Consider the following 13,343-nt stretch of genomic DNA (forward strand, 5'->3'; position numbering starts at 1 on the left):
AAGGCCCGAAATGACTGAAATCCGCCATATCGTGTTCGACATCGGTCGCGTCTTGCTCCACTACGATCCGAACATTCCGTTCAGCCGCCTCATTCCCGATGCCGAAGAGCGCAAGTGGTTCTTCGACAATGTCTGCACGCATGACTGGAACATCGAACAGGACCGTGGCCGGACGTGGGAAGAGGCGGAAGCGCTGCTGATCGCGGATTACCCGGATCATGCTGAAAACATCCGCAATTTCCGACGCTATTGGAACGACATGGTGCCGCATGCCTATGAGGACAGCGTCGCCATCATGCTCGGCCTGATCGAGAGCGGCCACGACGTGACCATGCTGACGAACTTCGCCGCCGACACACTTGCCGAGGCACGACTGCGCTTCGATTTCCTTAGCCGCCCGCGCGGCGTGACCGTGTCGGCCGATATCCGTGAGATCAAGCCCGACCGCGCCATCTACGACCATCACGTCGCCGCGTTCGGTCTCGAACCGTCAGCCACGCTGTTCATCGACGACAGCCCCAGAAATGTCGATGGCGCCAGGGTGGCCGGCTGGAATGCTGTGCTGTTCACAGATGCAAAGACGCTCAAGGCGGACCTTGAGCGGTATGGCATCGCGACCTGAGCTACGCAGAGGGGTCGAAGGTAGCGCTTTATGGCGCCCCCCTCTGCCCTGCCGGGCATCTCCCCCACGAGGGGGGAGATTGGCAGCCTCGCCGACGGCTCTTTCTTACAACGTTGAAGGTTGGCGAAAACAATGAAGCGCGCGATCTCCCCCCTCGTGGGGGAGATGGCCGGCAGGCCAGAGGGGGGCGCCCTAGGGCGCCGACCTTTATGTGGTAGCGTCAGGCCCCTGCCCGCTCCATGCCGAGCCTGGCGATGCGGCGCAGTTCGTCGATCGGGGTCAGGCCGCCCGAGCGCTCATAGTGCCAGAAGGTCCAGCCGTTGCAGGCGTCCAGGCCCTGCACTTCGGCGCCGATCTTGTGGATCGAGCCGGCGCTGTCACCGATGGCAACCGTGCCGTCGGCGCGTACCTTGGCCGACCAGCGCTTCTTGGCATCGTAAAGCGTGGCGCCGGGCTGCATAAGCCCGGTATCGATGAGGCTGACAAAGGCGACGCGCGGCTCGGCGCGCTTGCCGGTGAGCACGGCGAGATCGGCGCTTTCCAGCGGCCGCACCGCATCGATGCGCTCGTTGGCGGCGTCGATATAGGCCTGTTCGCGCTCGATGCCGACGAAATGGCGGCCAAGCCGCTTGGCCACGGCGCCGGTGGTGCCGGAGCCGAAAAACGGGTCGAGCACGATGTCGCCCGGCTTGGTCGAGGCCATCATGATGCGGGCGAGCAGCGCTTCCGGCTTCTGCGTCGGATGCAGCTTGTCGCCATTGTCGTTCTTCAGCCGCTCGCCGCCAGTGCAGATCGGGAACAGCCAGTCGGAGCGCATCTGGATGTCGTCGTTCGATGCCTTCATGGCTTCGTAATTGAAGGTGTAGCCCTTGCCCTTCTGGTCGCGCGAGGCCCAGATCATGGTCTCATGCGCGTTCTGGAAGCGGCGACCGCGGAAATTCGGCATTGGGTTGGTCTTGCGCCAGACGACATCGTTGAGGATCCAGAAGCCGAGATCCTGCATCTTGGCGCCGACGCGGAAGATGTTGTGGTAGGAGCCGATGACCCAGATGGTGCCATTGGGCTTCAGCACGCGGCGTGCCGCCAGGAGCCAGGCGCGGGTGAAGGCGTCATAGGCCTCGAAACTCTCGAACTGGTCCCAGTCGTCGTCGACGGCGTCGACCTTGGACTGGTCGGGCCGGTGCAAATCGCCGTCGAGCTGCAGATTGTAAGGCGGATCGGCGAAGATGACGTCGATGGATTTTTCCGGCAGCCGGTCGAGCGCGGCGACACAATCGCCCTTGAGGATCGTGTCCAGCCACTCGGATTGCTGGGGGGCGTGGGAGAGGTCGGCGAGAAGACGCACGGCAGACATTTTTACACCCAAGGCACGCGTTACTGTTTACTCCCCGTTATGGTTACCGATCAGCGTAAATATTCGGTGAAGGACGCAACAGGCCAAGCAGCCCTGAGGTCGTCAATTTGCGCAGCCCGGCCCGTTGGTGTATGTCGCGCCGCTTGAGCCTTGCCGGGCCTCTCATCACCCTCCCTCGTTCGGATTGCCATGCCCCAGCCAGACCTTGTCATCTTCGATTGCGACGGCGTGCTCGTCGATTCCGAAATCATCGCAGCCCGCGTCGAGGCCGAATTGCTGACCTTGGCCGGATATGAAATCTCGGCTGAGGAATACGCCGAAACCTATGCCGGACTGACCTTCAAGGACATCATGATGCGGGTCGAGGCAAAGTCCGCGATCCCGTTCCAGGCCTCGATGATCGACCGGGCCGAAGAGCTGGTCGACCGCAAACTGCGCAGCGACGTGCGCGCCATCGACGGCGTGCGCGAGGCGGTCGCGGCGGTGACCGCGCCGCGCTGCGTCTGCTCGAACTCACGCTTGGAGCGGATCGAGTTCATGCTGGAGAAAGTGGGCCTGCTGCCGTTCTTCGCCGGCCGGATTTTTTCAGCGCTGGAAATACCAAGCAAGAAAACCAAGCCCGCGCCGGATGTGTTCCTGATTGCGGCGGAGCAACTCAACGCCAATCCGGCAAACACCTTCGTCATCGAGGATTCGGTGCACGGCGTCACCGGCGCCAGGGCCGCCGGCATGCGCGTGATCGGCTTCACCGGCGCCGCGCACAGCTATCCCGGCCATGCCGATGTGCTGACCGAAGCCGGAGCCGAAACCGTCATCCGCCGCTGGGCCGAACTGAAAAGTGTGATTGCCGCTCTGTCGGAGTGGTCGGACGCCTGAACCGATCAGTCCTTGGCTTTGGCCGATTTGGCCGGTTTCTTCTTTGCCCTGTTGTAGGCAATCGCGGCACGGACGAGCGCTTTCAGCGCATCCGCATCGATCTCGTCGCCCTCCGACACATCGATGGCGCGCCACACCTTGCCGTTGAGCCCGTTGTTGAACAGCCTGTCGGGATCCGGCAGGTTGGCGCCGTGGGAAAAGGTCAGCTTCACCTTGTCCTTGTGGGCGTTGCCGACGGCGATCATGCCGTCGCGCGACCATACCGGGCTGCCCATCCACTTCCACTCCTCGATGATTTCCGGATCGGCATCGAGGATGGTCTTGCGCAGGCTGGCCAACGTCTTGCCCCGCCAATCGTCCAGCTCCCGGATTCGGGCATCTATCCGCTCGGAGGCAGAGGCGCCTCCCTCGTCCTTGCTCGACATACTGGTCTTCATGGTCTGCCTCCGTTCACATCTTCTCGCCGGGCAATCGGCTGGCCTGCTTCACCCAGGAGGCGAAGCGGGCTTCGTCGATCTCTTCGCCTTCATGGATGTCGAGATAGCGCACTTCCTTTTGCCTTGAACCGCCGGGAGGCACAGGATCGAGCGACGTGCCGCGAAAGTAGGCGACTTTGACGTATCTGGTGAAGCAATGCAGGCTGAGGAACCAACCCTCGCCCTCGATGCCATAGAACGGTGAGTTCCACTTCACCGCCTTGCAGACGCCGGGGACGGCGCTGACGATAAGTGCGTCGATCCGGCGCCCGACATCGCTTTTCCAGCCCGGCATGGCAGCAATATATGCCTGCACCGGAGCGTCCCCATAGGCCTTCGGGATCTGCGGGTTGCCGCCCGAAAGCAGGACCGGCTTTTCCGGCTTGTCTGGGGCCGGTTTTGCGACCTTCGATTTTCCCGGCGCCTTGGCCATGTCCTACCCTTGCGCGCCCTGCTCGCCACGCGATCTCGCGACGTAAGGCAGCACGAACATATAGAGGCCACTGAACAGCAGCAGGAAGAGCGGCAGCAGCGGCGAATAGACCACCCAGGCCGGAGGTTGCTCGAATGCCATGGTGATGAAATTGGCTGCCACGGTCAGCGTGAAGATGATCGACAGCCAACGATGGGTTTGACGTATCCATTTGCTCAAGTTCATTGCAACCCTCCTCTTGAAACCAGCGCCTACCAACGCGCCAGTTGGGTGATCTGGATGAGATTGCCGCAGCTGTCGTTGAGCTGGGCGATGGTCGAGCCGGTCACTTCTGTCGGCGCCGTGGCGAACGCACCGCCGCGTCCCTTGATGCGCTCGTAATCACCCTTGACGTCGTCGGTGAACAGCATGAGCGCGGGCTGCCCCTGCTTGAAGATGGCCTGCTGGTAGGCCTTGGCGGCCGGATTTTCGTTGAGCGCCAGCTGTAGCTCGGTTCCCTCGGGCTCATCGGGTGAGATGACGGTCAGCCAACGAAAAGGCCCATTGCTGAAGTCGGCCTTCACGGCAAAGCCCAGCACGTCGGTGTAGAAGCGCAGTGCGTTGTCCTGGTTGTCCACATAGACGCTGGTCAGCTTGATCTTCATCGATTTCCTCCTTTTTGCATTCGGTTGCCCCCGCGGTCAGGGCGTGGTCCGGCAGGCTTCAATCCGGCTTCGCCAGAAGCTGCTCCAGCTTGGTGAGGAATTGCTGCCACCCGGCCCTGGCGCCGCCATAGGCCTGCTTCTGGCTCGGATGGAAACCCGACTGCTCGACGCGCAGATGGGTCCCCGTGCTGGTGGGCGTGAGCGTGAACGTCACCACGCTCTTCAGATTGTAGGCGGCATCCTCATGCGAAAAATCCCAGCTGTAGGACAGCGTCCTGCCTTGCTCGATGGCCAGCACCTCGCAATCGAGCACGCCGCCCCAGTCGCCGCGAAGATTGAAGCTGTGGCCGACGACAGGCTTGAAATCGTTCTTCATGAGCCATTCCTCCATCAGATGCGGCTGCGTCAACGCGCGCCAGATCTTCTCCGCCGGCCAGGATATTTCACGTTCGACGACGACGGTGCGCAGCTCGGGATTGCTCACTGGTCCATCCTTTTCAGCAGGTTCTCGAGATCATCGAAGCGGCTCTCCCAGAATCCTGTCATTTGAACTGTCCAGTCGGTCAGCGGGCCAAGTGCCGCGGGCTGGGCGCTGTAGTGGGTCTGGCGTCCGGCGTGGCGGTCACGCACCAGGCCGGCCAGCTTCAGGACGCCGAGATGCTTCGACACCGCCGGTTGCGAGACCCCGGACTGCGCCGTCAGCGCCCCACGGTCTGCTCACCTTGGCGGCACAAGCGCTCGAAGATGGCCCGCCGGGTCGGGTCGGCAAGCGTTCTGAACAAAGTATCGTGGGCGTCCGGCATCGGGATCAATAACCTGCGAGCTATTGATTGACGTATAACCGCCGGGATATGGATGAGTCAAGTGCGCTGGCGGAATGGATCGAGATTAAAGCGCAGACGCGACCTGCCGCAGGCGCACGCCTGCAGGATTACGATCGGATCGTTTGGATCTTTCAAAGAGTTGACCGGCACCGTCGCAGCAGCGACGGCGCCCAGGCGCTTAGTTCGTCGCGGGAGCGCGCTTCTTTTTCTTGCCGGACTTCTTGTCCGCCGCCGCCGGCGCGGTGTCGTCATAGCCGGCATAGACAGTGTAATCCCGGGCGGAGGGTTCGGGCACGACGACGTTGGGATCGGTGAACACGAATTGGGTGGCGGTCGAGGGATCGCTGACCTGGATCTGATAGGGGTGAATTTGCGAATAAAGCACGTCGGGGCCGTGCATGACGGCAATGCGGATCGGCATGGTGATGGTGCCGGGGGCGAACAGCGGTCCCGGCACGATCTTGCCGGCAACGCCAACCTTCATCGTCAACTGGCCGTTGGCACGGCTGCAATCGCGGCTCACATCGCTGATCGAGGCCTGGTAGATGATCTTGGCCGGATCCTTGTTCGGATCGACGATGGAGCCGTCAGGCGCCGTCTGCGCGGCGGCAGCGGCCTCGGCATCCTGTGCCGCATCAGCCTTTTTCTTTCTCGGCTGCGGCGCGCCCTTGGCGTAGGTATTGAAGTAGGCGGTGCCATCGCGCACCGTCACTTTCGGGCAGTAGGCCTGCAACTGGCTGGCGAGAACCTTGGGATCCTGCGGCGGTATTGGCGCATTCGGGTCGGTCTTCTTGCCGAAACCGAGATTGAGGATGCCATTGTCGCTCGATTGGCAACCGGCGGCGGCAAGCATAAAGCCGGTGAGCGCCAGACCCGCGACAAAGCGACGGTTGAACTTGTGAAACGCCATGAAACTGCACTTCCCTCTCGCAAAGTTGGTGACGTATAGCAACGCCACGGCAAAAATGCGACTGAGCCGGCTCGGAAAATTAACCAATTGCCGTGGATGAACCGGCGGCAGCAATGGACCTTGACGATGCGCTATGTGAGTACCCGCGGGGATGCACCCGTGCTTGGATTTGCCGACGCGGTGCTGGCGGGGCTGGCCCGCGACGGCGGGCTTTATGTGCCGCAGACATGGCCGCAGTTTTCGGCAGCCGAGATCCGCGCCATGCGCGGCCTGCCCTATGCGGACCTCGCCATCCGCGTGCTGACGCCGTTCCTCGGCGGCGAGATCGCCGCACCCGTCTTCGAGCGCCTGGTGCGAGAAGCCTATGCCACCTTCCGCCACCAGGCCGTCTGCCCGCTGGTGCAGACCGGCGCCAACACGTTCATCCTTGAACTCTTCCACGGTCCGACGCTGGCCTTCAAGGACGTTGCCATGCAGCTGCTTGCCCGGCTGATGGACCATGTACTGACTGAGCGCGGCCAGCGTGCAACCATCGTCGGCGCGACCTCGGGTGACACCGGCGGCGCCGCCATCGATGCCTTCGCCGGCCGCGACCGAACTGACATTTTCGTGATGTTTCCGCATGGCCGCGTCTCGCCGGTGCAGCAGCGGCAGATGACGACATCGACGGCCACCAACGTCCAGGCGCTGGCCATCGAAGGCAATTTCGACGATTGCCAGGGCCTGCTGAAGGATATGTTCAACGATCATGGTTTTCGTGATCGCGTGTCGCTGTCGGGCGTCAATTCGATCAACTGGGCCCGCATCATGGCCCAGATCGTCTATTATTTTTCCTCGGCGCTTTCGCTCGGCGCGCCGGACAGGCCGGCCTCCTTTACCGTGCCGACCGGCAATTTCGGCGATATTTTCGCCGGTTACGCCGCCAAGAAGATGGGCCTGCCGATCGAGCGGCTGATCGTCGCCACCAACGACAACGACATATTGGCGCGCACTTTCGCGACCGGTGAATACCGCACCAAGGGTGTGTTTGCGACGACGTCGCCATCGATGGACATCCAGGTATCGTCGAACTTCGAGCGACTGCTGTTCGAGGCCTGCGACCGTAACGCAGAGACGGTGCGGCGTTACATGGCCGGCCTCAAGCAATCCGGCGCCTTCACCATCGAAACCGCAGAAATCGACCGGATGCGGTCCGAATTCGACGCCGGACGCGCTGATATGGACGAGGTTGCCGCCACCATCCGTTCAACGCTCGAATCCAGCAATTATCTGCTCGATCCGCACACGGCCGCGGCCGTGCATGTCGCCGCCGGCAAGGCTGACGGTGCAGTGCCGATGGTGGTGCTGGGCACGGCGCACCCGGCCAAGTTCCCGGCCGCGGTCGAAGCCGCCTGCGGCGTGTCGCCGGCCCTGCCCGCATGGCTGGGGTCCTTGATGTCAGCCGACGAAAAGTACACGGTACTTCCATCCGACCTGAAAATGGTGGAAGATTACGTGAGCCGCCACTCAAGGGCAGCGCGTTAGGGAGTACTTGCCATATGGGTGTTGAGGTAAGCCGTCTGTCGAACGGCCTGACAGTCGCCACCGAAACCCTTCCAAGCCTCGAATCCGTTGCCCTTGGCGCCTGGGTCAAGTCCGGCGCCCGCAATGAGCGTGACGACGAGCACGGAATGGCCCATCTGCTCGAGCATATGGCCTTCAAGGGTACGAAAAGGCGGACGGCCTTCGAGATCGCCTCGGAAATCGAGGATGTCGGCGGCGAGATCAATGCCGCCACATCAGTCGAGACGACGTCCTATTACGCCAGGGTGCTGTCCGACGATGTGCCGCTGGCGGTGGATATCCTTGCCGATATCCTGCAGGAGTCCGAATTCGACCCAGAGGAACTGGAGCGCGAGCAGCATGTGATCCTGCAGGAGATCGGCGCCGCGCACGACACGCCCGACGACATCGTCTTCGACCGTTTCACCGAGACCGCCTTCCGCCACCAGACGATCGGCCGCTCGATCCTCGGCACGCCGGAAACCGTCAAATCCTTCACCTCCAAACAGCTGCATGATTTCATAGAGCGCCAGTATGGCGCCGAGAAGATGGTGATCGTCGCGGCCGGCGACATCAAGCATGACAATTTCGTGCGCGAGGTCGAAAAGCAGCTCGGCGGTTTCCGCAGCAAGTCCGACAGCACGATGCCGCAATATGCGCAGTATGTCGGCGGCGATTTCCGCGAGGATCGCGACCTGATGGACGCGCAGATCGTGCTCGGCTTCGAAGGCCGAGCCTATCATGTGCGCGATTTCTACGCTTCGCAGGTGCTGTCGATGATCCTCGGCGGCGGCATGTCGTCCCGGCTGTTCCAGGAGGTCCGCGAAAAGCGTGGCCTGTGCTATTCGGTCTATGCCTTCCACTGGGGTTTTTCCGATACCGGCATCTTCGGCGTTCATGCCGCGACCGGGCAGAGCGACATTGCCGAACTGGTGCCGGTCATTATCGACGAGCTGCAGAAGGCCGGCGAGAATATCCTTCAGGAAGAGCTCGACCGCGCCCGCGCGCAATATCGCGCCGGCCTGATCATGTCGGCTGAAAGCCCGGCCAGCCGCGCCTCGCAGATCGCCAGGCAGCTGCTTCTGTTCGGTCGGCCGATCGCCAAGGAGGAATTGATGGAACGGCTGTCGGCGCTGACCGTCGAGCGGCTGACCGACCTTTCGTCCCGGCTGTTTTCGACCAAGCCGACGCTGACTGCGGTTGGACCGGTGGGTACGCTCGCGCCCTATGAGGCGATTCTCGATTCGCTTGCGGGCACGCACACCACGGCCCGCAAGCTCGCCGTCTAAGCCTTCAAGCGCCGGTGTTCGCGCTCCCTTTCTTTCGCCGTGACCTGCCGGCACTGAAAGGCGACCGGGTCATGCTGCGCGTGCCCTACACCAACGACTATCGCGAATGGTCAGCGGTGCGCGGCGAAAGCCGTGCCTTCCTCGAACCGTGGGAGCCGCGCTGGACGCCCGATGAACTCGACCGCACCGCCTGGCGGCTGCGCATCGGCCGCTACCGCGAAGACTATGCGCAGGGGACAGCCATCGCCTTCTTCATCTTCGAGAAGGCGAGCGGCAAGCTTGCCGGCGGCATTACGCTCGGCAATATCCGCCACGGCGTCTCGCAAAGCGGCCATGTCGGGTACTGGATCGGGGAGCGGTTTGGCGGCCGCGGCCTGATGACCGACGCGGTCAAGGTGGTCTGCCGCTTCGCCTTCGATACGCTGAGGTTGCACCGGATCGAAGCTGCCTGTATTCCCGACAATGTCCGGTCGATCCGCGTGCTTGAAAAAGCCGGATTCCGGCGCGAAGGACTTCTGCGATCCTACCTCAGGATCAACGGCATCTGGCAGGACCACTACCTCTACGCCCGGATCGCGGACGATCCACCGGGCGCTGGAACGAAGGACTGATTTTTGACGAATTTCCTGCGAAACGGGTCGCTGTTGGCCTTTGTTCTGGCGGCTGTCGTCACGCTTTGCGCGGCGCTCCCGGCCTTCGCCGTCGAACCGATCAAGATTGCCCGCGACGACGTAGCGCTCGACCTGTCGCGCGCCGTCGAGATCTACCGCAACCAGGGCGAAAACTTCCAGGTGTCGACCGCGCCCGGCCCCGACGGCATCGTGCGGCGCATCGAGGTCGAGGCCAATGACGCGCGATCGAGCGGTGACTGGGCGGTGTTTGCGCTCGCCAACACCACCGACCAGCAGCTCGACCGGCTGATCGTGGCGCCGCATTTCCGGTTGGTGAACTCCGGCATCTTCTGGCCCGATCTCGGCGCCACCCGCATCGCCGCGATCACACCCAGCGAGGGCTTCGCGCTCGACCGCCAGTCAAGCTCCGACGCCGACGTGTTCCGGGTGACGCTGAACCCGGGAACGGTGATCACCTTCATCGCCGAACTCGCCTCGCCGAAGCTGCCGCAGGTCTATCTATGGGAGCCGGAAGCCTACAAGGACTCGGTCAATTCCTATACGCTGTTCCGCGGCATCGTCATCGGCATCGCCGGGCTGCTGGCGCTCTTCCTGACCATCCTTTTCGTCGTCAAGGGAACCTCGATGTTTCCGGCGACAGCCGCACTTGCGTGGGCGGTACTTGCCTATATCTGCGTCGATTTCGGCTTTCTGAACAAGATCATAGAGATATCGCCCGGCAACGAGCAGATGTGGCGGGCGGGAACGGAGGTGGCGCTTGCGGCGACCTTCGTGGTGTTCCTGTTCGCCTATCTCAACCTCAACCGGTGGCACGGCCATTTCAGCTATGGCGCGCTGGTCTGGATCCTCGGCCTGGTGCTGATTGCGGGTGTGGCCATCATCGATCCGGCCGTCGCCGCCGGTATTGCCCGGCTGTCCTTTGCCGCCACCGCGCTGACCGGGCTCGGCCTCATCATCCTGCTCGGTCTTCGTGGTTACGACCGTGCGATCATGCTGGTGCCCAGTTGGGTGATGGTGCTGCTATGGCTGTGCGGGTCGTGGATGGCGATCACCGGCATGCTCGACAACGACATCGCCCAGCCGGCATTGGGCGGCGGGCTGATCCTGATCATCCTTTTGATCGGCTTCACCGTCATGCAGCATGCCTTTGCCGGCGGCGCGCTGCATCAGGGCCTGTTCTCCGATCTCGAGCGCCAGGCGCTGGCCGTCGCCGGCTCCGGCGACACGGTGTGGGACTGGGACGTGCTGCGCGACCGCGTCGTCACCAAGCCCGACGTCAGCATCCAGCTTGGCCTCGCGCCCAACAGCCTGGGGGGTGCGGCCCGCAACTGGCTGCCGGTGCTGCATGCCGACGACCGCGACACGTTCCGCACCACGCTCGACGTGGTGCTCGAACATCGGCGCGGCCGGGTCTCGCAGAATTTCCGCCTGCGCGGCGCCGACGGGCACTACCACTGGTTCTTGCTTCGGGCGCGGCCGGTGATCGGCTCGGATGGCGAAGTGATTCGCTGCGTCGGCACCATGGTCGACGTCACCGAGCAGAAAAAGTCCGAGGAAAGGCTGCTGCACGATGCCGTTCACGACAATCTGACCGGCCTGCCCAACCGCGAACTTCTGATGAACCGGCTGGAAGCCATCATCTCGATCGCGCGCACCGAAGAGAAGGTGCGCCCGACCGTCTTCGTCATCGACATCGACCGTTTCAAGCAGGTCAATGACGGGCTTGGCATCTCGGCCGGCGACACCATCCTGCTCACCATTGCGCGCCGTTTGCACCGGCTGTTGAAACCGAAGGATTCGCTGTCGCGCTTTGCCGGTGACCAGTTCGCCCTGATGCTGCTCTCCGAACAGGAACCCTCCCGCATCGCGGCGGTGGCAGACGCCATCAAGCACGCCATCAACAACCCGATCACCTTCGCCAAGCGCGAGATCGTGCTGACTGCCTCGATCGGCCTGATCACCTGGACCTCGGCGCAGACTTCGGCAGAAGACATGGTCAAGGACGCCGAGCTTGCCATGCACCAGGCCAAGCGCTTCGGCGGCGACAGGATCGAGCCGTTCCGGCCGGCCTTCCGCACCGTCGGCACCGACCGGCTGCAATTCGAATCCGATCTGCGCCGCGCCATCGAGCGGCGCGAATTCACCCTTGCCTACCAGCCGATCGTGCGGCTGGAGGACGGCAGCATTGCCGGCTTCGAAGCGCTGCTGCGTTGGGACCATCCGCGCCGCGGCATGATCCCGCCCGGCGATTTCATTCCGGTCGCCGAAAGCTGTGGCCTGATCGTGCAGCTTGGGCTGTTTGCCATGCAGCAGGCGGCCGAAGACCTCGCCGGCTGGCAAAAGCAGATCGGCGACACCCCGCTGTCGGTGTCGGTCAATCTGTCCAGCCGCCAGCTGATCCGCCGCGACCTGGTCAGCGATGTCCGCTCGGTCATCGCCCGCGCCAATCTGAAGCCGCGCTGCTTCCGGCTCGAACTTACCGAATCGCTGGTCATGGACAATCCAGAGCAGACCTCGCATGTGCTGACCAAACTCAAGCAGCTCGGCATCGGCCTGTCGCTGGACGATTTCGGCACCGGCTATTCCTCGCTCGCCTATCTGACCCGCTTCCCCTTCGACACCATCAAGATCGACAAGAGCTTCGTCGACGACGCGACGCCGAAGCGGGCGGTGCTGCTCAAATCCATGGTCAACATGGCGCATGAACTCGGCCTGTCGGTGGTGGCCGAGGGCATTTCCGACGAAAGCGATGCGCTGGAATTGCGCCAGATGGGCTGCGAATATGTGCAAAGCTTCATGTTCGGCGCGCCGATGCCAGGCGACCAGGTGCTGAAGGCGTTGAAAGAGCAGTACCCGATGACGCAGGCGTGATGGGTGAGGCATGCGTCGTGCAGGCGCGTGGTTACATTGGAATGAACCCCGAAAATTAGCTGAAGCGACCGCGCCTTCGTCATCCTGGGGCGAAGCAAGGAGCGCAGCGACGCAGCGCAGACCCTAGGATGACGAAAGTGGCGGGCGGCTTCGGCTAGTCGCGAAGGTTCGGCGGAACGTCGGCGAGGCGAGGCCTCAGGCGTGCCCCGCGGCCAGGCTCAAATGCGCCAGATCAATTCCGATCGATGCCAGGATGCGGTCGTATTTGCGCTCGATGTCGGCGTCGAACAGAAGCTCCGGCGTGGCCGGACAGGTCAGCCAGCCATTCTCGGCGATCTCGGTTTCCAGCTGGCCGGCGCCCCAGCCGGAATAGCCGAGCGCCATCAACGCGCGCCGCGGGCCGCGGCCGGACGAGATGGCGCGCAATATGTCGACCGTCGCGGTCAGGCAGATATCGTCGGAGACGGTGAGCGAGGATTCCACCCGGTAGTCGCCCGAGTGCAGGACGAAGCCGCGGCTGCGGTCCACCGGGCCGCCATTGCGCACGACGAAGTCGCGGGCCTGCGCCGGCAGCCTGATCGCCTCCTGTTCGTTCATGATGCCGAGCTGCACCAGAAGATCGGGAAACAGCATCTGCTGCGTCTGGTTGATGATCAGGCCCATGGCGCCTTCATCGCTGTGCGCGCAGATGTAGATGACCGAGCGCGTGAAGCGATCGTCCTTCATGCCGGGCATGGCAATCAGAAACTGGTCGTCAAGAAAGCCGCGTCCACCGGCCGTCTTTTTGTGGCGCAAAAAGTCCATGAACGGGAGCGTAACGCGTTTCCGGGACGCCGAAAAGATGCGCCGCGTGCGATTCGGCCAAAGCCC

At 63.0% G+C, this 13,343-nt stretch carries 14 protein-coding genes and 1 pseudogene; 6 read left to right on the forward strand and 9 right to left on the reverse strand.

All coding sequences use genetic code 11. The features are described from left to right. Positions 1-10: 10 nt before the first annotated feature. Positions 11-622 carry an HAD family hydrolase gene (locus NL532_RS26175; RefSeq protein WP_023701993.1) on the forward strand — a complete coding sequence of 204 codons (612 nt, stop codon included), beginning with the start codon at positions 11-13 and terminating at the stop codon, positions 620-622. Between the two features lie 220 nt (positions 623-842). On the opposite strand, the gene NL532_RS26180 is transcribed toward NL532_RS26175, so the two are convergent. Beyond that, the gene (locus tag NL532_RS26180) at positions 843-1,976 is read right to left on the reverse strand and encodes a site-specific DNA-methyltransferase (protein WP_023687165.1); all 1,134 of its coding nucleotides are present in this window, start codon (positions 1,974-1,976) and stop codon (positions 843-845) included. Positions 1,977-2,165: 189 nt separating this feature from the next. Here NL532_RS26180 and NL532_RS26185 point away from each other — a divergent pair, with 189 nt between their 5' ends. Continuing rightward, positions 2,166-2,852 (forward strand): HAD family hydrolase, encoded by a 687-nt coding sequence (locus NL532_RS26185; protein WP_023830053.1) that lies wholly within the window; start codon positions 2,166-2,168, stop codon positions 2,850-2,852. A 5-nt stretch (positions 2,853-2,857) separates the two neighbouring features. On the opposite strand, the gene NL532_RS26190 is transcribed toward NL532_RS26185, so the two are convergent. The 7 genes and pseudogenes from NL532_RS26190 to NL532_RS26220 form a co-directional block, all read right to left on the reverse strand. Then, positions 2,858-3,289 carry a DUF1801 domain-containing protein gene (locus NL532_RS26190; RefSeq protein ID WP_023830052.1) on the reverse strand — a complete coding sequence of 144 codons (432 nt, stop codon included), beginning with the start codon at positions 3,287-3,289 and terminating at the stop codon, positions 2,858-2,860. Positions 3,290-3,302: 13 nt separating this feature from the next. After that, positions 3,303-3,761 carry a DUF1801 domain-containing protein gene (locus tag NL532_RS26195; protein ID WP_023830051.1) on the reverse strand — a complete coding sequence of 153 codons (459 nt, stop codon included), beginning with the start codon at positions 3,759-3,761 and terminating at the stop codon, positions 3,303-3,305. Between the two features lie 3 nt (positions 3,762-3,764). Further along, the gene (locus NL532_RS26200) at positions 3,765-3,986 is read right to left on the reverse strand and encodes a hypothetical protein (RefSeq protein ID WP_023830050.1); all 222 of its coding nucleotides are present in this window, start codon (positions 3,984-3,986) and stop codon (positions 3,765-3,767) included. A gap of 26 nt (positions 3,987-4,012) precedes the next feature. Then, complete coding sequence (locus tag NL532_RS26205; RefSeq protein ID WP_023830049.1) at positions 4,013-4,405, reverse strand: VOC family protein; 393 nt, start codon at positions 4,403-4,405, stop codon at positions 4,013-4,015. A gap of 58 nt (positions 4,406-4,463) precedes the next feature. Continuing rightward, entirely contained in the window at positions 4,464-4,889 is a 426-nt protein-coding gene (locus NL532_RS26210; RefSeq protein WP_023830048.1) for an SRPBCC family protein, read from the reverse strand. Further along, positions 4,886-5,208 (reverse strand): annotated as a pseudogene (locus NL532_RS26215) (ArsR/SmtB family transcription factor). The gene NL532_RS26210 and the pseudogene NL532_RS26215 overlap by 4 nt, the downstream one beginning before the upstream one ends. A 199-nt stretch (positions 5,209-5,407) precedes the next feature. Next, positions 5,408-6,139 carry a hypothetical protein gene (locus NL532_RS26220; RefSeq protein ID WP_023668400.1) on the reverse strand — a complete coding sequence of 244 codons (732 nt, stop codon included), beginning with the start codon at positions 6,137-6,139 and terminating at the stop codon, positions 5,408-5,410. Positions 6,140-6,265: 126 nt separating this feature from the next. Here NL532_RS26220 and thrC point away from each other — a divergent pair, with 126 nt between their 5' ends. From thrC to NL532_RS26240, 4 genes are read left to right on the forward strand one after another with little or no spacing between them, the layout of a single operon-like run. Continuing rightward, complete coding sequence (gene thrC / locus NL532_RS26225) at positions 6,266-7,663, forward strand: threonine synthase (RefSeq protein WP_031203550.1); 1,398 nt, start codon at positions 6,266-6,268, stop codon at positions 7,661-7,663. 14 nt (positions 7,664-7,677) lie between these two features. Continuing rightward, positions 7,678-8,970 carry a M16 family metallopeptidase gene (locus NL532_RS26230; RefSeq protein WP_023668402.1) on the forward strand — a complete coding sequence of 431 codons (1,293 nt, stop codon included), beginning with the start codon at positions 7,678-7,680 and terminating at the stop codon, positions 8,968-8,970. 14 nt (positions 8,971-8,984) lie between these two features. Further along, positions 8,985-9,581, forward strand: a complete 597-nt coding sequence (locus NL532_RS26235; protein WP_023668403.1) for a GNAT family N-acetyltransferase — start codon at positions 8,985-8,987, stop codon at positions 9,579-9,581. Between the two features lie 3 nt (positions 9,582-9,584). Continuing rightward, positions 9,585-12,473 carry an EAL domain-containing protein gene (locus NL532_RS26240; RefSeq protein WP_031203549.1) on the forward strand — a complete coding sequence of 963 codons (2,889 nt, stop codon included), beginning with the start codon at positions 9,585-9,587 and terminating at the stop codon, positions 12,471-12,473. Between the two features lie 195 nt (positions 12,474-12,668). Here the strand turns inward: NL532_RS26240 and NL532_RS26245 are convergent, their stop codons facing one another. Continuing rightward, entirely contained in the window at positions 12,669-13,277 is a 609-nt protein-coding gene (locus tag NL532_RS26245; protein ID WP_023698524.1) for a YqgE/AlgH family protein, read from the reverse strand. Positions 13,278-13,343 lie beyond the last annotated feature (66 nt).

The sequence above is a fragment of the Mesorhizobium sp. C120A genome (assembly GCF_030323105.1).
Taxonomy (GTDB): Bacteria; Pseudomonadota; Alphaproteobacteria; order Rhizobiales; family Rhizobiaceae; genus Mesorhizobium.

Excerpts from the sequence above, each read along its gene's own strand:
- NL532_RS26175 (WP_023701993.1), top strand. The coding sequence starts at position 11 with ATGACTGAAATCCGCCATATCGTGTTCGACATCGGTCGCGTCTTGCTC.
- NL532_RS26180 (WP_023687165.1), bottom strand. The coding sequence starts at position 1,976 with ATGTCTGCCGTGCGTCTTCTCGCCGACCTCTCCCACGCCCCCCAGCAA.
- NL532_RS26185 (WP_023830053.1), top strand. The coding sequence starts at position 2,166 with ATGCCCCAGCCAGACCTTGTCATCTTCGATTGCGACGGCGTGCTCGTC.
- NL532_RS26190 (WP_023830052.1), bottom strand. The coding sequence starts at position 3,289 with ATGAAGACCAGTATGTCGAGCAAGGACGAGGGAGGCGCCTCTGCCTCC.
- NL532_RS26195 (WP_023830051.1), bottom strand. The coding sequence starts at position 3,761 with ATGGCCAAGGCGCCGGGAAAATCGAAGGTCGCAAAACCGGCCCCAGAC.
- NL532_RS26200 (WP_023830050.1), bottom strand. The coding sequence starts at position 3,986 with ATGAACTTGAGCAAATGGATACGTCAAACCCATCGTTGGCTGTCGATC.
- NL532_RS26205 (WP_023830049.1), bottom strand. The coding sequence starts at position 4,405 with ATGAAGATCAAGCTGACCAGCGTCTATGTGGACAACCAGGACAACGCA.
- NL532_RS26220 (WP_023668400.1), bottom strand. The coding sequence starts at position 6,139 with ATGGCGTTTCACAAGTTCAACCGTCGCTTTGTCGCGGGTCTGGCGCTC.
- thrC (WP_031203550.1), top strand. The coding sequence starts at position 6,266 with ATGCGCTATGTGAGTACCCGCGGGGATGCACCCGTGCTTGGATTTGCC.
- NL532_RS26230 (WP_023668402.1), top strand. The coding sequence starts at position 7,678 with ATGGGTGTTGAGGTAAGCCGTCTGTCGAACGGCCTGACAGTCGCCACC.
- NL532_RS26245 (WP_023698524.1), bottom strand. The coding sequence starts at position 13,277 with ATGGACTTTTTGCGCCACAAAAAGACGGCCGGTGGACGCGGCTTTCTT.